At 70.7% G+C, this 25134-nt stretch carries 24 protein-coding genes and 2 tRNA genes; 13 read left to right on the forward strand and 13 right to left on the reverse strand.

Annotated elements, in window-relative coordinates; all coding sequences use genetic code 11:
- The 3 genes from ABZV77_RS15625 to ABZV77_RS15635 form a co-directional block, all read left to right on the forward strand.
- A partial coding sequence (locus ABZV77_RS15625) for an AIM24 family protein (RefSeq protein ID WP_356256108.1) occupies window positions 1-1073 on the forward strand: 1073 nt, incomplete at its 5' end.
- Between the two features lie 11 nt (window positions 1074-1084).
- Window positions 1085-1765, forward strand: a complete 681-nt coding sequence (locus tag ABZV77_RS15630) for an AIM24 family protein (RefSeq protein WP_055563679.1) — start codon at window positions 1085-1087, stop codon at window positions 1763-1765.
- Window positions 1766-1781: 16 nt separating this feature from the next.
- The gene (locus ABZV77_RS15635) at window positions 1782-2537 is read left to right on the forward strand and encodes an AIM24 family protein (protein ID WP_356256111.1); all 756 of its coding nucleotides are present in this window, start codon (window positions 1782-1784) and stop codon (window positions 2535-2537) included.
- A 118-nt stretch (window positions 2538-2655) separates the two neighbouring features.
- Here ABZV77_RS15635 and ABZV77_RS15640 read toward each other — a convergent pair whose 3' ends face one another.
- Both ABZV77_RS15640 and ABZV77_RS15645 read right to left on the reverse strand, forming a co-directional pair.
- Entirely contained in the window at window positions 2656-3180 is a 525-nt protein-coding gene (locus ABZV77_RS15640; RefSeq protein WP_356256113.1) for an NUDIX hydrolase, read from the reverse strand.
- Entirely contained in the window at window positions 3177-4652 is a 1476-nt protein-coding gene (locus tag ABZV77_RS15645; RefSeq protein ID WP_356256115.1) for a zinc-dependent metalloprotease, read from the reverse strand. The genes ABZV77_RS15640 and ABZV77_RS15645 overlap by 4 nt, the downstream gene beginning before the upstream one ends.
- Before the next feature lie 191 nt (window positions 4653-4843).
- Between ABZV77_RS15645 and ABZV77_RS15650 the strand changes: the two genes are divergently transcribed.
- The 4 genes from ABZV77_RS15650 to ABZV77_RS15665 all read left to right on the forward strand — a co-directional run bounded on the left by ABZV77_RS15650 (window position 4844) and on the right by ABZV77_RS15665 (window position 7986).
- Window positions 4844-5956: an SDR family oxidoreductase gene (locus tag ABZV77_RS15650; RefSeq protein ID WP_356256118.1), complete on the forward strand. Its 1113-nt coding sequence runs from the start codon at window positions 4844-4846 to the stop codon at window positions 5954-5956.
- Between the two features lie 102 nt (window positions 5957-6058).
- Window positions 6059-6523, forward strand: a complete 465-nt coding sequence (locus ABZV77_RS15655; RefSeq protein ID WP_356256121.1) for a molybdenum cofactor biosynthesis protein MoaE — start codon at window positions 6059-6061, stop codon at window positions 6521-6523.
- 140 nt (window positions 6524-6663) lie between these two features.
- A complete protein-coding gene (locus ABZV77_RS15660; protein WP_356256124.1) occupies window positions 6664-6834 on the forward strand; it encodes a hypothetical protein in 171 nt (56 codons plus the stop codon).
- A gap of 60 nt (window positions 6835-6894) precedes the next feature.
- Complete coding sequence (locus ABZV77_RS15665) at window positions 6895-7986, forward strand: PDZ domain-containing protein (protein WP_356256126.1); 1092 nt, start codon at window positions 6895-6897, stop codon at window positions 7984-7986.
- A gap of 83 nt (window positions 7987-8069) precedes the next feature.
- Here ABZV77_RS15665 and ABZV77_RS15670 read toward each other — a convergent pair whose 3' ends face one another.
- Window positions 8070-8609, reverse strand: a complete 540-nt coding sequence (locus ABZV77_RS15670; RefSeq protein ID WP_356256128.1) for a PPA1309 family protein — start codon at window positions 8607-8609, stop codon at window positions 8070-8072.
- Window positions 8610-8757: 148 nt separating this feature from the next.
- On the opposite strand from ABZV77_RS15670, the gene ABZV77_RS15675 reads away from it, so the two are divergent.
- The 4 genes from ABZV77_RS15675 (at window position 8758) to ABZV77_RS15690 (ending at window position 14161) form a co-directional block, all read left to right on the forward strand.
- Window positions 8758-11757 carry a UPF0182 family protein gene (locus ABZV77_RS15675; RefSeq protein ID WP_356257578.1) on the forward strand — a complete coding sequence of 1000 codons (3000 nt, stop codon included), beginning with the start codon at window positions 8758-8760 and terminating at the stop codon, window positions 11755-11757.
- Window positions 11758-11807: 50 nt separating this feature from the next.
- Window positions 11808-11881 (forward strand) — tRNA-Met (locus ABZV77_RS15680).
- A gap of 226 nt (window positions 11882-12107) precedes the next feature.
- On the forward strand, window positions 12108-13964 hold the full coding sequence (locus ABZV77_RS15685; RefSeq protein WP_356256131.1) for a sel1 repeat family protein: 1857 nt from the start codon (window positions 12108-12110) through the stop codon (window positions 13962-13964).
- A gap of 123 nt (window positions 13965-14087) precedes the next feature.
- A tRNA-Met gene (locus tag ABZV77_RS15690) sits at window positions 14088-14161 on the forward strand.
- Window positions 14162-14234: 73 nt separating this feature from the next.
- On the opposite strand, the gene ABZV77_RS15695 is transcribed toward ABZV77_RS15690, so the two are convergent.
- The 4 genes from ABZV77_RS15695 to ABZV77_RS15710 form a co-directional block, all read right to left on the reverse strand.
- On the reverse strand, window positions 14235-15368 hold the full coding sequence (locus ABZV77_RS15695; RefSeq protein ID WP_356257581.1) for an ABC transporter substrate-binding protein: 1134 nt from the start codon (window positions 15366-15368) through the stop codon (window positions 14235-14237).
- A 23-nt stretch (window positions 15369-15391) separates the two neighbouring features.
- A complete protein-coding gene (locus tag ABZV77_RS15700; protein ID WP_356256133.1) occupies window positions 15392-16306 on the reverse strand; it encodes an ABC transporter permease in 915 nt (304 codons plus the stop codon).
- Window positions 16303-17115 (reverse strand): ABC transporter ATP-binding protein, encoded by an 813-nt coding sequence (locus ABZV77_RS15705; protein ID WP_356256136.1) that lies wholly within the window; start codon window positions 17113-17115, stop codon window positions 16303-16305. Before ABZV77_RS15705 ends, ABZV77_RS15700 begins: the two co-directional genes overlap by 4 nt.
- A 175-nt stretch (window positions 17116-17290) precedes the next feature.
- Window positions 17291-17707 (reverse strand): Fur family transcriptional regulator, encoded by a 417-nt coding sequence (locus ABZV77_RS15710; protein WP_356256138.1) that lies wholly within the window; start codon window positions 17705-17707, stop codon window positions 17291-17293.
- A gap of 125 nt (window positions 17708-17832) precedes the next feature.
- Here ABZV77_RS15710 and ABZV77_RS15715 point away from each other — a divergent pair, with 125 nt between their 5' ends.
- Window positions 17833-19302, forward strand: a complete 1470-nt coding sequence (locus tag ABZV77_RS15715) for a catalase (protein ID WP_356256141.1) — start codon at window positions 17833-17835, stop codon at window positions 19300-19302.
- A 67-nt stretch (window positions 19303-19369) separates the two neighbouring features.
- On the opposite strand, the gene ABZV77_RS15720 is transcribed toward ABZV77_RS15715, so the two are convergent.
- Window positions 19370-19774, reverse strand: coding sequence for a CBS domain-containing protein (locus ABZV77_RS15720; RefSeq protein WP_356256144.1), 405 nt, complete (start codon window positions 19772-19774; stop codon window positions 19370-19372).
- A 192-nt stretch (window positions 19775-19966) separates the two neighbouring features.
- Window positions 19967-20767, reverse strand: coding sequence for a histidinol-phosphatase (gene hisN, locus ABZV77_RS15725; RefSeq protein ID WP_356256147.1), 801 nt, complete (start codon window positions 20765-20767; stop codon window positions 19967-19969).
- Between the two features lie 149 nt (window positions 20768-20916).
- Here hisN and ABZV77_RS15730 point away from each other — a divergent pair, with 149 nt between their 5' ends.
- Window positions 20917-21522 carry a TetR/AcrR family transcriptional regulator gene (locus ABZV77_RS15730; RefSeq protein ID WP_356256150.1) on the forward strand — a complete coding sequence of 202 codons (606 nt, stop codon included), beginning with the start codon at window positions 20917-20919 and terminating at the stop codon, window positions 21520-21522.
- 21 nt (window positions 21523-21543) lie between these two features.
- Here the strand turns inward: ABZV77_RS15730 and ABZV77_RS15735 are convergent, their stop codons facing one another.
- The 4 genes from ABZV77_RS15735 to ABZV77_RS15750 all read right to left on the reverse strand — a co-directional run bounded on the left by ABZV77_RS15735 (window position 21544) and on the right by ABZV77_RS15750 (window position 25108).
- Window positions 21544-21867: a multidrug efflux SMR transporter gene (locus ABZV77_RS15735; protein WP_356256153.1), complete on the reverse strand. Its 324-nt coding sequence runs from the start codon at window positions 21865-21867 to the stop codon at window positions 21544-21546.
- Window positions 21868-21978: 111 nt separating this feature from the next.
- Window positions 21979-22989: a ribosome small subunit-dependent GTPase A gene (gene rsgA, locus ABZV77_RS15740; protein WP_356256155.1), complete on the reverse strand. Its 1011-nt coding sequence runs from the start codon at window positions 22987-22989 to the stop codon at window positions 21979-21981.
- A 17-nt stretch (window positions 22990-23006) separates the two neighbouring features.
- Window positions 23007-24353, reverse strand: coding sequence for a 3-phosphoshikimate 1-carboxyvinyltransferase (gene aroA / locus ABZV77_RS15745; RefSeq protein ID WP_356256158.1), 1347 nt, complete (start codon window positions 24351-24353; stop codon window positions 23007-23009).
- 32 nt (window positions 24354-24385) lie between these two features.
- Complete coding sequence (locus tag ABZV77_RS15750; protein WP_356256161.1) at window positions 24386-25108, reverse strand: M50 family metallopeptidase; 723 nt, start codon at window positions 25106-25108, stop codon at window positions 24386-24388.
- Window positions 25109-25134 lie beyond the last annotated feature (26 nt).

The raw sequence follows: 25134 nt of genomic DNA on the forward strand, positions 1-25134 counted from the left end.
GGGCGGGTGCCTGCGGCGGCGCGGCAGCAGCCCCGGCCCCCGCGCAGCACTTCGCGCCGCCGCAGGGCACCACTCCGCCCCCGCCGCCCGCCCCCGTGGACCCGTCGGTGCACGCGGCGCAGACCGTCGTGGCCCCCTTGACCCAGCCGCCGGGCGGTGCTGTGCCGCCCCCGCCGCCCCCGGGCTACGGCCAGCCGGGACAGCCCGCCCCGCAGCAGCCGCAGTTCGGCCAGGTTCCCGGCCAGAGCGCGCCGCCGCCCCCGGGATACGGCCAGCAGCCGCCGGCCCCGATGCCTCCGCCCGGCTACGGTCAGCAGCCCGCAGCCCCGATGCCGCCCGGCTACGGCCAGCAGCCCCCGGGCGGCCAGTTCCCCGGCCAGCCCGCCGCCCCCCAGGGCGCGGCACCCCAGGGCGCCGGTGTGGCCGCGGCCCTCCAGAAGTACCGCGAGGCCCCCACGGGCCAGCGCTGGACGCAGCAGAACGAGAAGCTCGTCCGCGTCGACCTCGGCGTCGCCGAACAGCCGATCCTCGCCCGTCAGGGCAGCATGGTGCTCTACCAGGGCAAGGTCGAGTTCAGCTACAAGGGTGCGGGCTTCGCAGGACGCATCGTGGGCAACGCCACCGGCCAGGAGATGCAGCTGATGCGCTGCTCCGGCCGCGGTCAGGTCTTCCTCGCCGAGGAGGCCACCCACCTGCACCCCATCGAACTCCAGGGCGACGCGATCTGTGTCTCCGCGGAGAACGTCCTCGCCTTCGACGAGACCCTCCAGCACGAGGTGCGCAGGATCGAGGGCCACGGGATTCCCGGCGGCGCGCTGTTCGTCATGCAGTTCCAGGGCACCGGCACGGTCATCGTGAAGACCCACGGCGTGCCCGTCGTGCTGCCCGTCACGCCGACGACGTTCGCGGACTGCCACGCCGTCGTCGCCTGGTCGGCCGCCGCCCAGGCGATCGTCTCCAGCCAGGTCCGGCTGCGCAGCAACGCGTACGCGGGCTCCACGGGGGAGAGCGTGAACCTCCAGTTCCGTGGCGCGCCCGGCAATTTCATCGTCGTCCAGCCGTACGAGGTCTGAGGGAGCCCGTCATGAATCAGCAGCTCGCGGGCTTTGCTCCCGCACCCGTCGCCGCCCGCATGGAGAACCACGGCCATCACATGGTCAAGGTGGCCATGCAGACCGGCAACGACCTCCTCGCGCGCGTGGGCTCGATGGTCGCCTACGAAGGGTTCGTGCAGTACGAGCCGAATCCGCCCGCCGTCCGTCAGGTCGCGCGCGAGTGGATGACCGGCGAGGGCGCACCCCTGATGAAGTGCTCCGGAGACGGCCTCCTCTACCTCGCCGACTACGGAGCGGACGTCGTCCTGATCAACCTGGCGGGCGACTCCCTCTCGGTGAACGGCACCAACCTGCTCGCCTTCGACGCATCCCTCCAGTGGGGCGTCGAGCGGGTCAAGGGCATGGCCAAGTTCGCCGGACAGGGCCTGTGGAACATCAAGATCTCCGGCCAGGGCTGGGTCGCCCTGACGTCCCGCGGCACGCCGATCGTCGTCGACTGCGGCCGCGGCGACGACGAGACGTACGTCGACCCGGACGCCCTGATCGCCTGGTCCCCGAACCTCAAGGTGAAGGGCAAGCGCAGCTTCAAGGCCGGTTCCCTCATCGGGCGCGGCAGCGGCGAGGCCTACCAGATGGGCTTCTCCGGAGAGGGCATCGTCGTCGTACAGCCCAGCGAGGACAGCACCGACCGCCTCCGAGCACGGGGCTGAGGGGGAGCAACACACCATGCAGAGCCCACTTTTCGCGCACGCCGAACAGCAGACCCAGGAGCGCTACTCCGTCCAGAACCCGCAGCTGCTGCGGGTCGCCCTGGAGGGGCACGACGACGTCCTCGCCCGCAAGGGTGCGATGGTCGCCTACCAAGGGCTGATCGAGTTCGACGCCGAGTACCAGAGCCGGGGCAACCAGCGGGCCCGCGCGCACACCGGCGAGGGCCTGGACCTGATGCGCTGCCACGGCCAGGGCACGGTCTACCTCGCCAACCTCGCCCAGTACATCCACGTAGTGGATGTGGAGCAGGACGGGCTGACCGTGGACAGCAGCTACGTCCTCGCGATGGACTCGTCGCTGACCCACCAGGTCATCGCCGTGGACAGCCAGTACGGCATCTCCGGCTCCGGCAAGTACCAGCTCAACATCACCGGCCGCGGCAAGGTCGCCCTGATGACGTCGGGCCAGCCGCTGATGCTGCAGGTCACGCCGGAGCGGTACGTCAACGCGGACGCCGACGCGATCGTCGCGTGGTCCAACGGCCTGCGCGTCCAGATGCAGGCCCAGACCCACTCCTCGGGCGTGTGGCGGCGCCGCGGCAACACCGGTGAGGGCTGGGAGCTCAGCTTCATGGGCCAGGGCTACGCGCTCGTTCAGCCGAGCGAGATGCTGCCGCCGCAGAACGCGGTGGTCGGGCGGGGCGCCCAGGCACAGTTCGGGATGGGCCAGCAGGGCGCCCGGGGAGCCAACCAGGGCAACGTCTGGAGCTAGGCCCCGTCCGGGCAGGAGTGACCGAGGGGCGCGGGGATTTTCTGCGGGCCGCATGTGGCTGGTCGCGCAGTTCCCCGCGCCCCTTCGAGAGCCCCTTCGGGGCGCCTCGAAGCGGTCCCTACAGGCGTGCCCTTGTCGCCTCGACCAGTCGTACGACCGAGTCGTCCGCCACCCCCGCCACCTCGTCGTACGCGAACCAGCGCAGGTCCAGTGACTCGTCGCTGATCGTCTCCACCGCTTCGGCAGGGGCGAGCGCCGCGTACTGGACGTCGAGGTGCTGGGTGCACGGGCCCGGAATCGGGTGCCTGTCCAGGCGGACGGGCCCGCCCGCGAGCAGCGTCAGGCCCGGCACGCCGGACTCCTCGGTCGCCTCGCGCAGCGCGGCCTCGGCCAGCGTCGTGTCGCCCGGCTCGCAGTGGCCGCCCATCTGGAGCCACATCCTCAGCTTCTTGTGCAGGGTCAGCAGGACGCGTCCGCGGGACGGGTCGACCACCAGCGCGCTGGCCGTCACATGGCCGTCCGTGCAGGACTTCCACATGCCGTCGTCGCCGTGCGCGGCCAAGTGGTCCAGATAGGCCTGGCGCAGCTCGGGCTGGGCCTCGTACCCCTTGAGCACGAGGACCGTGTCGTCGTACAGGCTCACTTGCCGTCGGTGTCCTTACCGTCTGGGCCCGCTTGGCCCTCTTCGCCTTCGTCCTTGGTGAGGTCCGGCTTCGTGGAGCCGCCGCCCGCCGCCTCGCCGAGCATCTTGTCCAGCTCGGAGAAGTCCAGCTGCTCGTGGTGCACGAAACCGTCCGGGTCGTCCAGGTCGGAGGCCGTCGGCAGCATGTCCGGGTGCTCCCACAGGCCGTCACGGCCGTCGACACCGCGCGCGTCCGTGAGCGAGGCCCACAGGCGCGAGGCGTCCCGCAGACGGCGCGGGCGCAGCTCGAGGCCGATCAGCGTGGCGAACGTCTGCTCCGCGGGGCCGCCCGTCGCACGGCGGCGGCGCAGCGTCTCCCGAAGGGCGTCGGCGGACGTCAGACGCGGCTTGGCGGCGGCGTGGACCACCGCGTCCACCCAGCCCTCGACGAGCGCCAGAGCGGTCTCCAGACGGGCCAGAGCGGCCTTCTGGGCCGGAGTGTCCTCCGGCTGGAACATGCCCTGCTGGAGTGCTTCCTGCAGCTGTTCCGGGTTCTGCGGGTCGAGCTGGCCGACCACGTCCTCCAGCTTGGCCGTGTCGACCTTGATCCCGCGCGCATAGCCCTCGACGGCGCCGAACAGGTGCGAGCGCAGCCACGGGACGTGGGCGAAGAGCCGCTGGTGGGCGGCCTCGCGCAGCGCCAGGTAGAGCCTGACCTCGTTCTTGTCGACGCCCAGGTCCTTGCCGAAGGCCTCGATGTTCACCGGGAGCAGCGCGGCCTTGCCCGCGGGGCCGAGCGGCAGGCCGATGTCGGTGGAGCCCACGACCTCGCCCGCGAGCACGCCCACGGCCTGGCCGATCTGCTGGCCGAACATGGCGCCGCCCATGGAGCGCATCATGCCGATCAGCGGGCCCGCCATGGCCTGCATCTCCTCGGGCAGCACATCGCCCATGGCCAGGCCGACGCGCTCGGCGACCGGGTCGACGAGCTCCTTCCAGACCGGCAGGGTCGCCTCGACCCACTCGGCCCTGCTCCAGGCCACGGCCGTGCCGGAACCGGAAGGCAGCGACGTCGCGTCGTCGAGCCACAGGTCGGCCAGGCGCACGGCCTCCTCCACGGCGGAGCGCTCGGCCGGACCGACGCTGGCGTCCTTGGTGCCGTCCGCCGTGCCCTGCGACACGGTCTGGCGCGCGATGTCCTTGGCCATGTCCCAGTTCACGGGGCCGCCCTCGTACGAGAGCATCTGGCCCAGCTGCTGGAACGCGGCACCCAGGTCGTTCGGGTTCATGGAACCGAACATCGCGGCGAACGGGTTGTCACCGCCGCCGGCGCCGCCGGCTCCGGGGAACCCCCCGAAACCGAACGGGTTCGCGGGTCCACCTGCGCCCTGGCCCCCGCGCTGTCCCTCTCCAGGGGATTCCTTCTTCTTGCCCTCGTCGCCGTCTTCCGGCTCCTCCGGCGGAAGGCCGAATCCGAATGGGGTGTCACTCACGGGATTCCTCGGCTCGTCAGGCCGCCGGTTTCGTTCCGACGGCGGCTGCCCTACAACACCACCCAGCGTAGACACCGTGACGGGATCGGGCCTCGGTGCTTCGCCGACTCATGGCCTGCGGCAGGATGGATGCCACCTGGTACGTACGCGTCATTCGCGTACCTACTGAAGACAACCGCTGGAGACGCCCGGTGAGTTCCCCAGATCCACAGGTTCGCGCAGCGCGAAACCCGTCAACCCCGGCGCCCGTCCGGGGGCCCGTAGTCGCCGTCACCGGCGCCGCCTCCGGTGTGGGCGCGCTGCTGACCGAGCGCCTTGCCACGTCGGAGGCGATCAAGCAGGTCATTGCCATCGACGAGCGCAGGGGCGACTGCTCGCAGGCCCAGTGGCACATCCTGGACGTGCGGGACCCGGCCATCGCCGAGAAGCTGCGCGGCGCGGACGTCGTGGTGCACCTGGCGCTCGATCTCGACCTGGAGACCGACGGCGCGGCCCGCACCGCGTACAACGTGCGCGGCACCCAGACCGTCCTGACCGCTGCCGCCGCCGCGGGCGTCCACCGCGTCGTGCTGTGCACCTCGGCGATGGTCTACGGAGCGCTGCCAGACAACGAACTGCCCCTCTCCGAAGACGCCGAATTGCGTGCCACGGCCGAGGCCACCGGCGTCGGCGACCTCCTGGAGGTGGAGCGGCTCGCCCGTCGGGCGCCCCGCGCGCACCCCGGCCTGAACGTCACCGTCGTACGGCCCGCGACGCTGGTCGGCGGCACGGACACGGCCCTCACGCGCTACTTCGAGTCGCCGCGGCTCCTGGTCGTCGCGGGCTCGCGGCCCGCCTGGCAGTTCTGCCACGTCGAGGACCTGTGCAGCGCTCTGGAGTACGCCGTCCTGGAGAAGGTCGACGGCGAGCTCGCCGTCGGCTGCGAGGGCTGGCTTGAGCAGGAGGAGGTCGAGGAGCTCAGCGGGATCCGGCGCATGGAGCTGCCCTCGGCGGTCGCGCTCGGCGCCGCCGCCCGGCTGCACCGCATCGGCCTCACCCCGTCACCGGCCGGTGACCTGGCGTACACGATGTACCCCTGGGTCGTCAGCGTCAGCATGCTGCACGACGCCGGATGGCGGCCGCGATGGACCAACGAGGAAGTCCTCACGGAACTGCTGGAGGAGGTCTCCGGGCGGCGCACGGTGGCCGGTCGGCGGCTCGGCCGCAAGGACGCGACGGCTGCGGGTGCGGCGGGCGCGACGGTCGCCCTGCTGGGCGCGGCGGCGGTCGTGCGCAGGGCGCGGAAGGCCCGCCGGAGGATCTGAGGCGCACGGCGCCCCGCCTGTAGGGAGCTCCAAGGGGGGACACGCGCGTGCCGGGGGAAAGGTCTATTCCGTGATGTGCGTGCCGTGCGGCACCATGGCCGCATGGCACGCACCACGATGGACCACCCCGGCGAGCAGGCCGCGCAGGACCCGATCCGCCTGCTCGCGATCCGTGACACCCCGCTCTCCCTGGACGAGGTCTTCCAGGCCGTCGGCGACGACGCGGCAGGTGGCACGGCGCTCTTCGTGGGGACCGTGCGCAACCACGACGGCGGCGCGGACGTCGACGAGCTGGGGTACTCGACCCACCCCAGCGCCGAGGCCGAGATGCGCCGGGTGGCCGAGAAGGTCGTCGCCGAGTACCCCGTGCGCGCCCTGGCCGCCGTGCACCGCGTCGGGGACCTCGCCGTCGGGGACCTCGCGGTGGTCGTGGCCGTCTCCTGCCCGCACCGCGCGGAGGCCTTCGACGCCTGCCGCCAGCTGATCGACGACCTCAAGCACGAGGTGCCGATCTGGAAGCACCAGCGCTTCTCCGACGGCAAGGAGGAGTGGGTCGGGGCCTGTTGAGTCGAGGCCCGGCCCCTGGGGCGCGATTGACCCGTGCGGCTCCGGTTGCGTAACCGGACCCCTGCCGTGAGCGTTGACCATGCGGATGGTTAATCTGCTGATCTGTCAGTTGAGATGGCTCATGGGGTCGGGAGGTCGACATGGCATCACTCGCGTGGTTGCTGATTCCGCTCCTGGCTGCCGTCGGTGCGGGTCTTTGGGGCAGCTGGGCCGCCCGGGCCCGCAAGTCCGGACGGACGGGCGACGTCACCGAACTCAACGGCTACGCGGCGTTCCGCGAGGCGATGGAGAAGTCCCACTCCGGGACGTGACCTCCCCGTACGGCCCGGCCCCGGGGGTGCTCTCACAGGCAGGTCCCGTACTGTCGTTCCATGCCACGCCGCACCGCGACGATGCTCGCCTCCACCTTGATGCTGATCGCGCTGCTCTGCGCCGGAGTCCTCATCAAAGTGCCGTACTCGGAGATGTCTCCCGGACCCACGGTGAACACCCTCGGCGACCACGACGGCGAGCCGGTGCTGCAGATCTCCGGACGCAAGACCTATCCCACGACCGGGCACCTCAACATGACGACGGTCAGGGTCACCAGCGCCGACTACAACATGAACCTCGCGGAGGCCGTCTACGGCTGGCTGGCCCACGACAACATCGTGGTGCCGCACGACACGCTCTACCCGGACGGCAAGACCGAGCAGCAGTCCTCCCAGGAGAACGCCGAGGAATTCAGCCAGTCCCAGGAGAGCGCCAAGGTCGCGGCGCTCAGGCAGCTGGACATCGAGGTGAAGTCCCAGGTCATCGTCGCCACCGTCTTCAAGGGCGACCCGGCGGAGGGCAAGCTGCACGCGGGCGACGTCATCAAGAAGGTGGACGGCAAGCCCGTCAAGGAGATGACGGACGTCGCGAAGCTCGTCACCCAGCGCAAGCCCGGTGAGCCCGTCACGTTCACGGTCGTCCCGGTCAAGGCCGCGGCAGCCGCCGAGAAGGCGGGCAAGGAGGCGACCGAGACCGAGGAAATCAAGATGAAGACGAAGGCCGCGGAGGGCGATCCCAAGCATGCGGTCGTCGGCATCAAGGCGGGCACCGACCACACGTTCCCGTTCACGATCGACATCAAGCTGGCCGACGTCGGCGGCCCCAGCGCCGGTCTGATGTTCGCACTCGGGATCGTCGACAAGCTGACCCCGGACGACCTCACCGGCGGCAATTTCGTGGCCGGTACCGGCACCATCGAGGACAACGGCAAGGTCGGCCCGATCGGCGGCATCGAGATGAAGACCGTCGGCGCGCGCGAGAAGGGCGCCGAGTACTTCCTCACGCCGAAGGACAACTGCACGGCCGCCGCGCGCGACGTTCCCGACGGCCTGCAGCTCGTCAAGGTGGACACCATCGCCGACGCCGTGAAGTCCCTGAAGAAGATCCGCAAGGGCGACACCGCCCACCTGCCGAAGTGCAGCGCGAGCTAGCGCCTGCCTGACGGACGGCCCCGGAACAGCGGTACGCGGGTGGGGAAGCCCCACCCGCGTACTGAACGGAAAAAGACGTACCGCTAGGCGAACGTGGCCGCGAGCGCCTCGGCCAGGCCGGGCACCAGGTCCGAGCCGGTGAGGACCTCGGTCGCCGAGTCCTTCTCGCGCAGCCGCAGCGCGGACTCGCGCGCACCGTCACGGAGCACCGCGACCGTCATGCGGACCTCCTGGCGGTCCGGGTGCTCGGCCACCCACTTCGCGAGCTGCGACTCGCTGAGGCCGTCCGGGACGGACGCCTCGGCGGACGGCGGCAGCATCAGGCGCTCCACCGTGAGGGCGCAGCCCGTCACCGCGTCCGGCCAGGCGATGGTGCCGAGGAACTCGTCCAGCGGCTTGCCCGCGGGAATCTCCTCCTGCTCGATGGGGGTGTAGCCGGCGTGTTCCACGCCGTCGTCGAGGCCGAGCTGTGAGGCGAGGCCGGGTTCCTGGGTGCGCAGTCGCGCCGTGTCGACCAGCGCGAAGAGGCGGGCGGGCCGGTCCCAGCCGAGGCCGGATACGTACTCGTCGATCTCGAGGACCGCCCGAGTGAGGGGGCTCGCTGCCATGGGAGTGTTGGACATAGTCACAATCCTGCCTCGTTAGTCCCGAGAAACGGGAACCGAGTAAAGCGTAGGTAAGTTGCATAGGTGTGGGTCCGCGATCTCGGGGGCCTGACGGACCAACAGCGAATCAACAGCGAACTTCGAGGTGCGCACCTTGGCTTTCCAGATGCCGGACCGCGGCGGAGGCCCGACGGGGCCACGGATCAGAGTGGGCCGACCCTCACGGCGCGTCCGGACCCTGCTCATGACACTGGGGGTGCTGGCCGTACTGGCCATGGCCTTCGTCATGTTCTCCGGGTTCTGGACGGACTGGCTGTGGTATCGGTCGGTCCACTATTCGTCGGTCTTCACGACGACCCTGTGGACCAAGATCGGCCTGTTCTTCGTCTTCGGCCTCCTCATGGCGGCCGCAGTCGGCGTGAACATCTGGCTGGCGCACCGGCTGCGCCCGCCGCTGAGCGCCATGTCGATGGAGCAGCAGAGCCTCGACCGGTACCGCATGGGCATCGCCCCGTACAAGAAGTGGCTGCTCATCGGAGTCACCGCTCTCGTGGGGCTGATCGCGGGCGCATCCGCCGCGGGACAGTGGCGCACCTGGCTCCTGTGGGTCAACGGCGTGTCCTTCGGCCAGAAGGACCCGCAGTTCCACATGGACGTGTCGTTCTTCGCGTTCGACCTGCCCTGGTACCGCTTCCTGCTCGGCTTCGGCTTCGCGGCCACGGTGCTCTCCCTGGTCGCCGCCGCCCTGACGCACTACCTGTACGGCGGGCTGCGGATCACCAGCCCCGGCGCGCGCGCGACCGCCGCGGCCACCGGCCACCTCTCGGTGCTGCTCGGTGTCTTCGTGTCGCTCAAGGCCATCGCGTACTGGCTCGACCGGTACGGCCTCGCGGTGAAGTCCAGCGACTTCAAGGCGACCGGTAACTGGACCGGCCTGCGGTACGTCGACGCGAACGCGTACCTGCCCGCGAAGACGATCCTGTTCTGCATCGCCGTCATCTGCGCGATCCTCTTCTTCGCGACGCTCTGGCGGCGCACCTGGCAGCTGCCGGTGATCGGCTTCGGCCTCATGGTGCTCTCGGCGATCCTCATCGGCGGGCTCTACCCCGCGATCGTCCAGAAGTTCCAGGTCCAGCCGAACGAGCAGGCCAAGGAAGCCCCGTACATCGAGAAGAACATCGAGGCCACCCGCGATGCCTACGGCATCAACGGCGTGAAGCCCGAGGAGTACAAGGGCGGCGGCAGGGTCGACGAGGACCCGAAGAAGAAGCGCGAGAACGCGGACACGGCGGCCAACTACCGGCTGAACGACCCGAACATCGTCTCGCCGACCTTCCAGCAGCTGGAGCAGGAGCGCAGCTACTACCAGTTCCCGAAGACGCTGGACGTGGACCGGTACAACGGCCAGGACACCATCGTCGGCCTCCGCGAGATCGACGTGAACAAGCTCGACAAGCGGAACTGGATCAACGACCACTTCGCCTACACCCACGGCTACGGCATGGTCGCCGCCAAGGGCACGGAGACGAAGAAGGGCTCCAAGGGCGCCCCGGCGTTCACCGAGTCCGGTCTGCCCACCAACGGTGAACTCGGTGAGTACGAGCAGCGGATCTACTACGGCGAGAAGACCAGCCAGTACTCGATCGTGGGCGGGCCCCAGAAGGAGCTCGACTACGAGGAGAACGGCGGCGGTCAGAAGACGTACAGCTACAAGGGCGACAGCGGCGTCAACCTCTCCAACCCGATCAACCGCGCCGCGTACGCGGTGTCCTTCGGAGAGCCGCAGATCCTCTACTCCGGAGCCATCGGCGACGGGTCGCGGATCCTGTACAACCGCACCCCCAAGGAGCGCGTCGAGGCGGTAGCCCCGTGGCTGACGATCGACGGCGACGTCTATCCGACGGTGGTCAACGGCCGCATCCAGTGGGTCGTCGACGCCTACACGACGAGCAACGGCTATCCGTACGCCTCGCGGACGACGCTCGGCGACACCACGGCGGACTCCCTGTCGCAGGCCGACAGCCAGCGCACGGTGATCGCCCAGCAGAACCAGGTCAACTACATCCGGAACTCGGTGAAGGCGACCGTCGACGCGTACACCGGTGACGTCAAGCTCTACACCTGGGACGACAAGGACCCGGTCCTGAAGACCTGGAAGAAGGCGTTCCCGGGCACCGTCAAGGACAAGAGCGAGATCCCGCCGAAGCTCATGGACCACCTGCGCTATCCGCAGGACATGTTCAAGGTGCAGCGCGAACTGCTGACGAAGTACCACGTCACGGACCCCGGCCAGTTCTACAACGCGAGTGACGCCTGGCAGGTGCCGAACGACCCGACGAAGAAGGACGACAGTGCGGTCCCGCCGTACTACCTGTCCTTGAAGTCGCCGGGACAGGCGCAGCAGCAGTTCTCCCTGACGACGACGTTCACCCCGAGCGAGCGACCCAACCTACGGGCGTTCATGACGGTCGACGCCGATGCCAGAAGCAAGAACTACGGCAAGATGCAGTTGCTCAGAGTCCAGGGCGACGTCGACGGACCCGAACAAGTGCAGAACAAGATGAACTCCATGACGGAAGTCGGCAACTTCGTCCGTGACATGAAGGGCGCCGACTCCGACGTCCTCTACGGCAATCTGCTGACCGTGCCACTGGACGACGGTTTCCTTTACGTCGAACCCGTCTACGTACAGGGACGCAAGTCGGCGTATCCCCTTCTGAAGAAGGTCGCCGTGTCGTACGGCACGGAGACCGCCTTCGCGGACACCCTCGGTGAGGGCCTCAACCAGGTCTTCAGTACGGAGGGCGCCACCAAGCCACCGGGCGACCAGGACGGCGACGGGACGACCAAGCCACCGAAGTCGAACGACCCGACGGTGCAGGCCGCGCTCGACGACGCCCAGAAGGCGTTCGAGGACGGCGAGAAGGCCATGAAGGAAGGCGACTGGAAGAAGTACGGCGAGGCGCAGGACCGCCTCCAGGAGGCCCTTGAGCGGGCCGAGGAGGCCTCGTCGAAGGCCGCCGAGAAGAGCGACAAGGCCGCCGACAAGCCCGCCGACAAGAACGCCGACAACGCAGCCGACAAGGCCGCTGACAAGAGCGGCGACAAGGCCGCCGACAAGGAAGCGGACAAGGACGCAGGTCAGAAGGGGGATCAGACCGGATAGTGAGTGGTCGGGCAGCCCCCTCGCGCCGTGGTACGGTTTGAACACAACGGCGCGGGGTGGAGCAGCTCGGTAGCTCGCTGGGCTCATAACCCAGAGGTCGCAGGTTCAAATCCTGTCCCCGCTACTGCAAGGTGAAGGCCCGGATCCTTACGGATCCGGGCCTTCGTCGTGTGTGCCGGTGCCTGTCGTGTGCGGGAGGCCTATGCCAACACACGCGAACGGTGCGCAGGCGGGGGAGAGTTGAGGGATCTGTGTTTGACTTATCTCTCTGTGGGCATGTCGACAAAACGCTGAAGTGACCTCACTGGCTGCGGTATACCGGATGTACCCAGGTTGCAGGTGGTGCGACGATGGACGTTATGGGGGACAAGGCAACTCTGTTGGAGACAGGGCGGTTTGTGCAGCCGGCCGACCGGGAGGATCCCGGGGCGGCCGCCGAGGAGATGCGCCACCGGCTGGCCGCCGAGGCCGGCGACGTGGATGCGATGAGCGTTCTCGGAAGTCTTCTGCTGCGCCGCGGTGATCTCGACGGGGCCGAATCTCTGCTGCGCGCGGCGACCGCCGAGGGCGACCGCGCCGCCGCCAACAACCTCGGAGTCCTCCTGCACCAGCGCGGGTACGCCGACGAGGCGGCCGGCTGGTGGCGGGTCGCCGCCGTCGCCGGGTCCGCCGCCGCCGCGCACGCGCTCGGACGGCACCACCGCGAGCGCGGCGACGAGCCCGCCGCCGAGTACTGGCTGCGCCAGTCCGCCGAGCAGGGCCACACCCTCGGGGCGTACGCGCTCGCCGACCTCCTGGAGCACCGCGGCGACGTCGGCGCGGAGCGCTGGCTGCGGGTCGCCGCCGAGCGCGGCCACCGCGAGGCCGCCTACCGCCTGGCACGCGCGCTCGACCGGCGTGCCACCACGGAGCGCACCGAACGCGCCGAGCGCACTGCCGCGCCCGCGCGCCCAAGCCGCGCCGACCGCGCCGGCCGCGCCGACGATGCCGTGCGGTCGCCCGCCGACGAGGCCGAGCAGTGGTACCGCCAGGCCGCCGCCCGCGGCCACCGCAGGGCCGCGCTGCACCTCGGCGCGATCCTGGAGCGGCGCGGCGAGCTGAAGGAAGCAGGCCGCTGGTACCTCAACTCCGCCAAGGACGGGGAGTCCAGGGCGGCCTGCGCCCTCGGGTTCCTGCTCCGGGACGCGGGCGACGAGGAGAGCGCCGCCGTGTGGTGGCTCAAGGCCGCCCAGGACGGCGACGGGAACGCCGCGAACGCGCTGGGCGCGCTGCACGCCGAGCGGGGCGAGACGCAGACCGCCGAGCGCTGGTACCGCGCCGCCATGGACGCGGGCGACGTGAACGGCGCGTACAACCTCGGCCTGCTCTGCGCCGAGCAGGGCCGCACCGCGCACGCCGACCAGTGGTACCGCCGCGCCGCGTACGCCGGACACCGCGAGGCGGCCAACGCGCTCGCCGTACTGCTGCTCCAGGGCGGCGACGCCGCCGGGGCCGAGCCGTGGTTCTCCAAGGCCGCGGAGGCGGGCAGCGTCGACGCCGCGTTCAACCTCGGGATCCTCTACGCGAGCCGGGACGACGAGCCCGCGGCCCTGCGGTGGTACGAGCGTGCGGCGGCAGCCGGGCACACCGACGCCGCGCTCCAGGTCGGCACCGTGCGGCTGCGCGAGGGCGACGACCAGGAGGCCGAGCGGCACCTGCGGTGTGCGGCGGGCGGCGGCAGCGCCGAGGCGGCGTACCGCCTCGGGACGGTGCTCGACGCGCGTCGCCCCCCGGCGGGCCCGCCGGTCCTCGGCGAGCCCGCGGCGGAGAAGACCGAGTGCGAGGAGTGGTACGAGCGGGCGGCCGAGATGGGGCACCGCCGCGCGCAGGTCCGGGTCGGCATGCTCGCCTCGGCCCGCGGCGACGTCGTCGAGGCCGCGCGGTGGTACCGCAAGGCCGCGGAGGCGGGCAGCCGCAACGGCGCGTTCAACCTGGGGCTGCTCCTTGCCCGCGAGGGCAGCGAGCCGGAGGCCGCGCTGTGGTGGACCAGGGCCGCCGACGCGGGGCACGGGCGGGCCGCGCTCCGGCTGGCTCTGCTCTATGCCCGGCGCGGGCAGCTGGCGCAGGGGCAGCGGTGGGCCTCGCGCGCGGTCGACCTCGGTCCCGCGGAGGTCTCCGAGCGTGCGGGGCGCCTGCGCGAGGCCCTGCACCAAGAGCTCACCGCGTAGGCACGGGCGCCCGTCGCGTAGGCACGGATGCCCGCCGCGCGACGCCCGCCGTGCGACGTCCTGACGCCCGTGGGGAACGGATTTGCGCTGGTCGTAGCGCTGACGTAGAGTTGCATTCAACGGCGCGGGGTGGAGCAGCTCGGTAGCTCGCTGGGCTCATAACCCAGAGGTCGCAGGTTCAAATCCTGTCCCCGCTACTGAAGATCGAGGGCCGGAAACCAATTGGTTTCCGGCCCTCGATTCATTTATGGCCCGGCATCGGCGTGCGGCTCACTTGTGGCCCACCGCCTCCTCGTACAGCTCGCGGTTCACCGCCTTCTTCTCCGGCACCTTGTCGCCCTTGGAGACGCCCGCCGCGCGGTACGCGTCCTGCAGCCGGTCCGTCGTGCCCGCGCGGATCTCCCAGTCCATGCGGAGCGACGGTGTGGACAGCAGGACCTCCTTGTCCGTGCTGATCAGCTTGGCGAGCTCCGTCGCGAAGCCCTTGTCGGCCTTGTAGTCGCCCGCGAAGTACGTGTTCACCGTCCTGATGTACGCGCGCAGCAGCGCGACGCCCGCATCGGGGTCCTTCTTAAGGAGGTTGGGTCCGAAGAGGAGGCCGCCGAGCGGTTCGGCCTGCGGCTGGCCGCCCAGGAACGCGAACCGTTTGTCGCCGTCGACCTTGCGCCACACCGGATCGAGCAGCCAGGCCGAGTCGGTGCCGCCGTTCTGGAGCGCGGTGAGGACGTCCGCCGAGCCGAGCTGCTGGAACTGGATCTCGTCGAGCCCGCCGCCGTGCTTCGCCAGCGTCTTGTCCATGGGGTACGCGATGACGGACCCCTTGCCGATCATCGTGCCGAGTTTGCGGCCCGCCATGGGAACGCGGTCCGCGCTCTCGCCCTTCTTCAGGCGCACCCACAGGCCGCTCTTGGAGCGGGGGTCAGGGGAGAAGTTGCCCGCCGTCCACTTGATGTCGAACCCGCTGGTGATGCCGTTCATCACGGCGGCCTCCGGGGCGGCCCACTGGGCGTCGATGTCGCCCTTGGCGAGGAGGGGGAGCGCGTCGGGGGTGGGCAGCACCTTCAGGGCGACGTCCAGGCCCTCCTTCTTGAACTCGCCCTTCTCCACGGCCATCTGGAGGGGCGCCGCGTACTCGGCGCTCAGGGTGCCGGTCGCGATGGTGAGCTCGCGCTTCTCGCGGAGCGGCTCGGGCGCCGGGGTGCCCGGGTCGCAGCGGGCCGGTTCGCGGTCGGGGGCGAGGTCGGCGGGGTCGGTCCAGCTTCCCTTGCCGCAGCCCGCGACCGGGCTGACGGCGCGGGGCTTCGCGGGTTCGGCGGGCGGCGCGTCGTCCTCCTTCGCGCAGCCCGCCGCCGCGAGCAGCGAACCGGCCATGAGCAGTGCGAGAGCGGTGGTGCGGGTACGCATGGGGCCTCCCGGGGGCAGCTTGGTCACGACTGGCTCCTGCCCCGGTCCCGCGGGGCCCACGGCGTCAGGAACCGGCCCGCGATCCGCACCAGTTCGGAGAAGACGACGCCGAGCACCGCGACGCACACGATGCCGACGAACATCACGTCGTTCTGGAAGAGCGCGCGCGAGTCGAAGATGAGGTGTCCGAGGCCGTCGGCCGCCGCGATCTGCTCCGAGGCGACGATCACGAGGACCGCGACCCCCGCGGCGATCCGCGCGCCGACCAGGACGGCGGGCAGGGACGCGGGCAGCAGCACATGGCGGAACATCTGCCAGGGCGAGGCGCCGAAGACCTGGCCCGCGTCGCGGTGCCCGGAAGGGACGGCGAGGACCGCCGCCATCGTGGAGATCCAGACGAAGAAGAAGACCGTGGCGGCGACGAGCGCGATCTGCGGGCCCTCGCCGAGGCCGAACATGTTGAGGAAGACCGGCAGGAGCGCCAGCTTGGGGACGACGTACAGGGCGTCGAGCGTGGGCTCCAGTGCGGCTCGTACGACGGAGAGGGAGCCCATCAGGAGGCCGAGCGCGTAACCGGCGACCGTGCCGATCGCGTATCCGGCGAGCACGCGCTTCAGCGTGGCCCACACGTCCGGCCACAGCTCGCCGTCGGCGGCCCGGTGCCAGCCGTCCTCCAGGATCGTCTGCGGCGCGGGATAGACGCGGTCGTCGATCCAGCCCTGGACGGCGGCCAGTTGCCACAGCAGGACCAGGGCGGCGGGCACGCCGACGGCGAGCGAAAGCTCCAGGGCGCGGCGGCGGCGATGGGTGCGGACGGGGTGCAGTTCCTGCGGGCCCGGCTTTCTGACCAGTACGTCCTCTCGGGAGGCGGCCCCCGGGGAATCCCCGTTCCCAGAGGCGCCTCGCGGGGCCGGGCTCTTGCCGGTGGTCGTGGTCATGCCGCTGCCTCCGTGCCGACCTCTGCCCGCAGCAGTTCCCACAGCTCGCTCTTGAGCGCGGTGAACTCGGGGGCCGCCCGGACCTCTCCGCTGCGGGGGCGCGGGAACGGCGGGCGGCGTTCGGCGATGAAGCGGCCGGGCCTGGCCGACATCACCAGGACGCGGTCGCCCAGGACGATCGCCTCTTCGAGGCTGTGCGTGATGAACAGGGTCGTGGTCCGGGTGGTCTGCGTGAGGGTGAGCAGCTCATCCTGAAGGATGGTGCGGAGCTGGGCGTCGAGGGCCGCGAAGGGCTCATCCATCAGGAGGACCTCGGGCTCCACTGCCAGGGCGCGGGCGATCGCGACGCGCTGGCGCATGCCTCCGGAGAGGGCTGCGGGATAGGCCCCGGCGAACTCGGCGAGGCCCATGCGGGTCAGCCAGTCCTTGGCCCGGGCGTTGGCCTCTCTGCGGGGGACGCGCTGGATGTCCAGGCCGAACCGCACGTTGGCCTGCACGGTCTTCCAGTCGTAGATGCCGTAGTCCTGGAAGATCATCGCGACGGGCCGCTGGGCGGCCGTGCGGATGCTCAGCTCACCGGAGCTGGGGCGCAGCAGGCCCGCGGCGATGCGGAGAAGGGTCGATTTTCCGCAGCCCGATGGGCCGACGACGCAGGTGAATTCGCCGGGGGCGATGTCCAGGTCGATGGGGCCGAGGGCGTGGACCGCCCCGGCGGCCCGGCCGAAGGTTCTGGTGACTGCGCGGGCGCGGAGTTTGGGGTGGGGCGGGGTCGGAGGGCTCGGCGGGTGTGACGGGTGCGGATCTTCCACGGCTTCTCCTTGCGGAGGGCGGGCGGATGTCGGGCGCCGCAGAGAATATGACGGGCCGTCAGATCATGGAAGGGGTGCGCCGTCGCGCACGGCGGGCATGGCGAAGGGCCCGGCACCTGGAACGGTGCCGGGCCCTTCGAGCCGTACGGAAAGTGCTCGACGTACGAAGAAACGCTTACGCGGCCGCGCAGCTCGGGCACACGCCCCGGTACGTGACCTCGACGCCCTCGACCATGAAGCCGAAGCGCTCCGAGTCGGGGAGGTCGGACAGGGGGTTGCCCGTGGGGTGCACGTCGCGGATCGCGCCGCAGCGGGCGCAGACCAGGTGCTGGTGGGGGCGGTGCGCGTTCGGGTCGTACCGCTTGGCGCGGCGGTCGGTCGAGACCTCGAGGATCTCGCCGAGGGTCACCAGCTCGCCCAGGGTGTTGTAGACCGTCGCCCGGGAGATCTCGGGCAGCTTGTCCGTGGCGCGGGCGTGCACCTCGTCCGCCGTGAGGTGGACGTGGTCCCCGTCGAGGACCTCGGCCACGACTCGCCGCTGCGCCGTCATGCGCCAACCGCGTCCGCGCAGTCGTTCCAACAGGTCACTCATGCAAGCCAGCCTAACAGGCGGGGGACCTAAATCCCGAACGGGTGTGACTTTGGATGCTCACTTGACTTAGACAAAGTCCATCGTAGGATCGAGTACGGCAGATGCCAAGGACAGGACTTGCAGGTATGACGCAGGAGGCGCACGTGACGCAGGGACCGCTCACCACGGAGGCCGGCGCGCCGGTCGCGGACAATCAGAACAGCGAGACCGCTGGTGCAGGCGGTCCGGTCCTGGTGCAGGACCAGGCGCTGCTGGAGAAGCTCGCCCACTTCAACCGCGAGCGGATCCCGGAGCGGATCGTCCACGCGCGCGGCGCGGGTGCGTACGGCACCTTCACCCTGACCCGGGACGTCTCGCAGTGGACGCGGGCCAAGTTCCTCTCCGAGGTCGGCAAGCAGACCGAGACGTTCCTGCGCTTCTCCACCGTGGCGGGCAACCTCGGCTCGGCCGACGCCGTGCGCGACCCGCGCGGCTTCGCGCTGAAGTTCTACACGGAGGAGGGGAACTACGACCTCGTCGGGAACAACACCCCCGTCTTCTTCATCAAGGACGCCATCAAGTTCCCCGACTTCATCCACACGCAGAAGCGCGACCCGTACACGGGCTCGCAGGAAGCCGACAACGTGTGGGACTTCTGGGGCCTGAGCCCCGAGTCCACGCACCAGGTGACCTGGCTCTTCGGCGACCGCGGCATCCCGGCGACGCTGCGCCACATGAACGGGTACGGCTCGCACACGTACCAGTGGAACAACGAGGCCGGTGAGGTCTTCTGGGTCAAGTACCACTTCAAGACCGACCAGGGCATCAAGAACCTCACCCAGGGCGAGGCCGACAAGCTCGCCGGTGAGGACCCCGACTCCCACCAGCGCGACCTGCGCGAGGCCATCGAGCGCGGTGAGTTCCCGTCCTGGACCGTGCAGGTGCAGATCATGCCCGCGGCCGAGGCGGCCGAGTACCGCTTCAACCCGTTCGACCTCACCAAGGTGTGGCCGCACGAGGACTACCCGCCGATCGAGATCGGCAAGCTGGAGCTCAACCGCAACCCGGAGAACATCTTCGCCGAGGTCGAGCAGAGCATCTTCTCGCCCGCGCACTTCGTGCCCGGCATCGGCCCCTCCCCGGACAAGATGCTCCAGGGCCGCCTCTTCGCCTACGGAGACGCCCACCGCTACCGCGTCGGCATCAATGCCGACCACCTGCCGGTGAACCGCCCGCACGCCACCGAGGCGCGCACCAACTCCCGCGACGGCTTCCTGTACGACGGCCGCCACAAGGGCGCGAAGAACTACGAGCCGAACAGCTTCGGCGGCCCCTTCCAGACGGACCGGCCGCTGTGGCAGTCCGTCCCGGTCACGGGCGGTACCGGCAACCACGAGGCGCCCTCGCACGCCGAGGACAGCGACTTCGTGCAGGCGGGCACCCTCTACCGGCTGATGTCGGAGGACGAGAAGGGCCGCCTGGTCGAGAACCTGGCGGGCTTCATCTCCAAGGTCTCGCGCGACGACATCGCGGAGCGCGCGATCAACAACTTCCGTCAGGCCGACGGTGACTTCGGCAAGCGGCTGGAAGCCGCGGTCCAGGCCCTGCGCGGCTGACCAGCACCACTTGTCGTAGGAGAGCGGCGGGCCGGTTCCCTCGGGGGGACCGGCCCGCCGCCGCGTCTCACCCCGCCATCGTGGTCGCCGCGGCGCGTCGTGTCGGGGCCCAGCTGCGGATGATGTCGCGGACGGAGACGATGCCTGCCGGTTCGTCGCCGTCCATGACGACCAGGTGCCGGAAGCCGCCGTGTGCCATGGCGTCGGCGGCGTCCTCCAGCGTCCAGGCCGGTGTGGCGAAGACGACCTCCGTCGTCGTGTGGGTGCCTGCCGTCTCCAGGTCGGGGTTCTGGCCGAGGCCCAGTGAGTTGAGGATGTCGCGCTCGGTGAGAATGCCGAGGCCACAGGTGTCGGGGTCCAGGACGACGGCGGCGCCGACGCGGCGGGCCGCCATCAGCCGGGCCGCCTGCCGGAGGGTGTGGGTGGGGCCGATGGTGAGTACCACCGAGCTCATGGCGTCGCGGACGAGCATGGGCGTGAGCCACCTCCTTGGTGAAACCGAGGCCCCCCGGTGGGCGAAGGATTGCCTCCGCTACCTGCTGGAGAACGGATTCACAAGTTCACAAGTGGGGGGACTCATAGAGTCGCAGCCATGCAGGGGGCCAGCAAGGGGGCGCGTGCGGTCAGTTCGGGTCCAGCGCCTTTTGGCCGTAGCGCGCCAGTTCTAGTAGCGCTGGTTCAGGTAACCGAGCAGCTCGTCGTGGAGCAGGCCGTTCGACGCCGCCGCGTTGCCGCTGTGCGGACCCGGCCTGCCGTCGAGGCCGGTGAAGGTGCCGCCCGCCTCCGCCACCACGATCGCGGTCGCCGCCATGTCCCAGAGCGAGAGCTCCGGCTCCGCGCAGATGTCGACCGAGCCCTCGGCGACCATCATGTACGGCCAGAAGTCGCCGTACCCCCGCGTGCGCCAGACCGCCCGCGTGAGGTCGAGGAAACCGTCGAGACGGCCCTGCTCCTCCCAGCCGGAGAGCGAGGAGTACGCCAGCGAGGCGTCCGAGAGCCGGGAGACCTTGGAGACCTGCAGTCGCGTCGCGGAGGTGAGGGAACGGCCCGTGTAGGCGCCGCCGCCCTTCGCCGCCCACCAGCGGCGGCCGAGCGCGGGCGCCGAGACGACGCCCACCACCGGCTGGTAGCCGCCCTCGCCCGCTTCCGTCAGGGAGATCAGGGTGGCCCACACCGGCACACCGCGTACGTAGTTCTTGGTGCCGTCGATCGGGTCGATCACCCAGCGGCGCGGTCCTGTGCCCTCGACGCCGTACTCCTCGCCGAGGATCGCGTCGCGCGGCCTGGCCCGCTGGAGGTTGCCACGGATCAGCTCCTCGGCGGCCTTGTCGGCCTCGCTCACCGGCGTCATGTCCGGCTTGGTCTCGACCTTCAGGTCGAGGGCCTTGAACCGGTCCATGGTCGCGGCGTCGGCGGCGTCGGCGAGGACGTGGGCGAGACGCAGATCATCGTGGTAGTCGGACATGGAAGAACAGTATCGATCTCGATCGACACGATCCACAGTGCCGTGTCGCCCGGCCCCCGTTGACATGCTCGACATGCTGCCGGAGCTATTGACAGTGCTGCCGAGCGCGTCAACTCTGGCACGGGAGCCGCTCTGACCCGGAGGCGACGATGCCTGCAGCACGGGAATCCTTATTGGACGCGGCGTACACAGCGCTCGCACGACGGCCGTGGCCCGGTGTCCGCATGGTCGATGTGGCGGCCACCGCCGGGGTGTCCCGGCAGACCCTCTACAACGAGTTCGGCAGCAAGGACGGCCTCGCCCGCGCCCTGCTGCGGCGCGAGACCGACGGCTATCTGCACGGTGTCGAGCGCGCCCTCGCCGAGGAGCGCGAGCCCGCCGACCGGCTTGCCGCCGTGGCCGCGTGGACGGTGGGCGCCGCCCGCACCAACGTGCTCGTGCGGGCCGCCCTCACCGGCTGCTGGAGCGAGCGGCTGCCCGCGCCGAGCCGGGCCGCCGGATCCACCTCGTCGGTGCCCGCACAGCGCCGCGCGGACGCGGGGGTGCCCTCGGCGGGGGAGCTGCTCGCCCTCGTACGGGACCGGACGGTGCTGGCGCTCGGCGGCCGGGGCCGGGTCAGGGACCCCGACCTCGCCCGCGCCTGCGAGAGCGCGGTCCGCCTCGCCCTGTCCTACGTCGTCGCACCCGCCGGAAACGGCGACGACCCCGCGGAGCTGGTCCGCGGGGCCATCGGGCGCTGGGTGGCCGCCAAATAGGCGTACGTCACGAGGCGCAGCTCAGTGCGCGGAGCCGGACAGCTGCAGTCCGATCACGCCGATGACGACGAAGGAGATCGAGACGAGCTTGAGCGTGGAGACCAGGTCACCGAGGAAGACCATGCCGTAGATGGCGGTGCCCGCGGCCCCGATGCCCGTCCAGACCGCGTACGCGGGCCCCACGTCCAGCTTCCGCAGCGCGAGCGTCAGCAGACCGAAGCTGCCGAGGGCGAAGCAGGCGAACGCGATCGTGGGCCAGAGCCTGGTGAAGCCGTGCGACAGCTTGAGACAGACCGCGAAGCCGGTCTCGAGAATCCCCGCGACGATGACCAGCAGCCACGCCATGTCCTTGCCTCCCGTACTCGCCCACGTCCCGCGGCCGCTTCGTCTGGCTTGAATCCGGCTTGGTGCGATTATGCATTTACCTTTGCCGTCCCGGCCCAAACAACGAAGAGGTCAGTCGCCCTCGCGTCGCTCCCGCGTGGCGAGCAGCCTGCGCAGTGAGTAGAGGCGGGACGGATCCGCGTGCCCCTCGGCCACCCAGGCGTCCAGCGCACAGTCCTTCTCGTCGTGGCTGCAGCCGCGCGGGCACTCCGCCGTCCCCGGCTCCAGGTCGGGGAAGGCGAGGATGACGCGGGACGGATCCACGTGGTTGAGCCCGAACGAGCGAACGCCGGGGGTGTCGATCACCCAGCCGTCGGAGCCCTCCAGGGGGAGCGCGAGGGCGGAGGTGGTGGTGTGCCTGCCGCGGCCCGTGACCGCGTTGACATGCCCGGTCGTACGCCGCCGCTCCTCCGGTACGAGCGCGTTGACGAGCGTCGTCTTGCCCACCCCGGAGTGCCCGACGAACGCGGTGACCTTGCCGTCGAGCAGCTCGTGGACGCGCGCGAGCTCCGCGCCGTCGGTGAACTCCTCGCGGCTGGTGACCACATAGGGGATGTCGAGGGCGGCGTACGTCTCCAGGAGCTTGTCGGCGGAGGCCAGGTCCGACTTGGTGAGTACGAGGATCGGCTCCAGACCGCCGTCGTACGCCGCCACGACGCACCGGTCGATCAGCCGCGGCCGCGGCTCGGGGTCGGCGAGGGCCGTGACGATGGCGAGCTGGTCGGCGTTGGCGACGACCACCCGCTCGTACGGGTCGTCGTCATCCGCGGTGCGCCGCAGGACGGACGAGCGCTCCGCGATCCGCACGATGCGCGCGAGGGTGTCCTTCTTGCCGGACAGATCCCCGACGACCGCGACCCTGTCACCCACCACGGCGGCCTTGCGGCCCAGCTCGCGGGCCTTCATCGCCATCACGATCCGGTCGTCGACCAGGACGGTAAGCCGGCCGCGGTCGACGGTGAGGACCATGCCCTCGGCCGCGTCCTCGTGCTTGGGCCTGATGTGGGTGCGGGGGCGGTTGCCCTTGCGGTTGGGGCGGACGCGGATGTCGTCCTCGTCGGGGTTCTTGCCGTAGCGACGCATGGTTCTCGATCCGCCCGTCAGTTCCCGAGCATTCCGGTCCAGAGCTCGGGGAAGTCCGGGAGCGTCTTCGCCGTCGTCGCGACATTCTCGATCTGCACGCCGTCCACCGCGAGGCCGATGATCGCGCCCGCGGTCGCCATGCGGTGGTCGTCGTACGTGTGGAAGATGCCGCCGTGCAGTCGGCGCGGCCGGATGTGCAGGCCGTCGGCGGTCTCCGTGACGTCACCGCCCAGCTCGTTGATCTCCTTGGTGAGGGCGGCGAGCCGGTCCGTCTCGTGCAGGCGCAGATGGGCGACGCCGCGCAGCGTCGAGGGGGAGTCGGCGAGAGCCGCGACCGCCGCGATGCCGGGGGTGAGCTCGCCGACCTCGCTCAGGTCCACGTCGATGCCGTGCACCGACCCCGACCCGGTGAACACCAGGCCCTGCTCGGTCAGCTCGCAGGAGCCGCCCATCTCGGTGAAGATCTCGCGCAGCGCGTCGCCGGGCTGCGTGGTGTGCGCGGGCCAGTCGGGGATGGTCACCGTGCCGCCGGTGATCAGGGCGGCGGCGAGGAACGGCTGGGCGTTCGACAGGTCGGGCTCGACGGTCAGATCGCGGCCCAGCAGGGCGCCGGGGGCGACCCGCCACACGTTCGGCTCGCCGCCCGCCTCGGGGGTGTCGACCTGGGCGCCGACCGAGCGCAGCATGTCGACGGTCATCCGGATGTGCGGCATGGACGGCAGGGCGCCGCCCACGTGCCGGACCTCCACGCCCTGGTTGAAGCCGGGCCCCGAGAGCAGCAGGGCGCTCACGAACTGGGAGGACGAGGAGGCGTCGATCTCGACCCGGCCGCCCTCCAGGGCGCCGCAGCCGTGCACGGTCAGCGGCAGCGCGCCGGGGCTGCCCTGCGTGTCGTCGATGCGGGCGCCGAGCACGCGCAGCGCGTCGATGACGCCGTGCAGGGGGCGCTCGTACGAACGGGGGTCGCCGTCGAAGTGGATGGGGCCGTCGGCGAGGGCGGCGACCGGCGGCAGGAAGCGCATGACCGTGCCCGCGTTGCCGACGTCGACCGTGGCCGGGCCGTGCAGGCCCGAGGGGATCACGCGCCACGCCTCGCCGGTGCCGTTCTGACCGCCCGCGACGGAGGAGCTCGACGACACCGTCTCCTCGATGCCGACGCCCATCGCGCGCAGGGCGCCCGCCATCAGCAGCGTGTCGCGGGAGCGCAGCGGGCGGCGCAGCCAGCCGGGCTCGGCGGCCAGCGCGGCCAGGACCAGCGCCCGGTTGGTGACCGATTTCGAACCGGGGACGTGGACCGTCGCGGTGACGGCTCCGCTTGCGTGCGGGGCGGGCCAGAGGGCGGTGTGCGCCGGGGATTCGGTCATGCCCTCACTTTAGGGCCTGTCAGGGACGCCGCTCAGACGTCAAGGAGCCAGCGGGCCCCTCCCATCAGGGAACAGAGCGAGACGGCGTGGAAGAGGAAGAGCCACATGCCCGCCGGGACGTGCGTGAGCCGCGAGAGCTGGTCCGCGTCCGAGTCGCCCGCGCCCCCGCGCCTTCGCTTGGACTGCAGCTCGAAGGCGGGACGTACGCCGCCCAGGAGCAGGAACCACACCACCGCGTACGCGAACGCCGCCTGCACGTCCGTATTGGCCAGCCAGGAGACGATCAGGAACGTGCCGCCGGTGAGGATCACCGTCAGGGCGCCGTACGCGTTGCGGATCATCACCAGCATCACGACGAGCAGGGCGGTCGCGATCCACAGGAACGCCGTGATGCGCCCCGAATCGAGCAGCGCGGCGCCGCCGAGGCCGAGGAGCGGGGGCGCGGTGTAGCCCGCGGCCGCGGTGAGGATCATGCCGAGCCCGGTGGGCTTGCCGCGCGAGACGGTGAGGCCCGAGGTGTCCGAGTGGAGCCGGATGCCGTCGAGGCGGCGCCCGGTGAGCAGGGCGACCAGGCCGTGGCCGCCCTCGTGCGCGATGGTGATGGCGTTGCGGGCGAGGCGCCATATGTTGTGCGGGACGACGACCGCCAGAGCGACGACGCCCGCCGCGATCACCAGCCACTGCTCGGGCGCGGCCTGTGTGCCGAAGACGCGGTCCCAGAGGTCGGTCAGGCTGGCGTTGGCGGTGCTTTCCATTCCGTGGGCCATTGTCTGGACCGGCT

It is taken from the genome of Streptomyces sp. NPDC004732 (assembly GCF_040609235.1).
GTDB lineage: Bacteria > Actinomycetota > Actinomycetes > Streptomycetales > Streptomycetaceae > Streptomyces.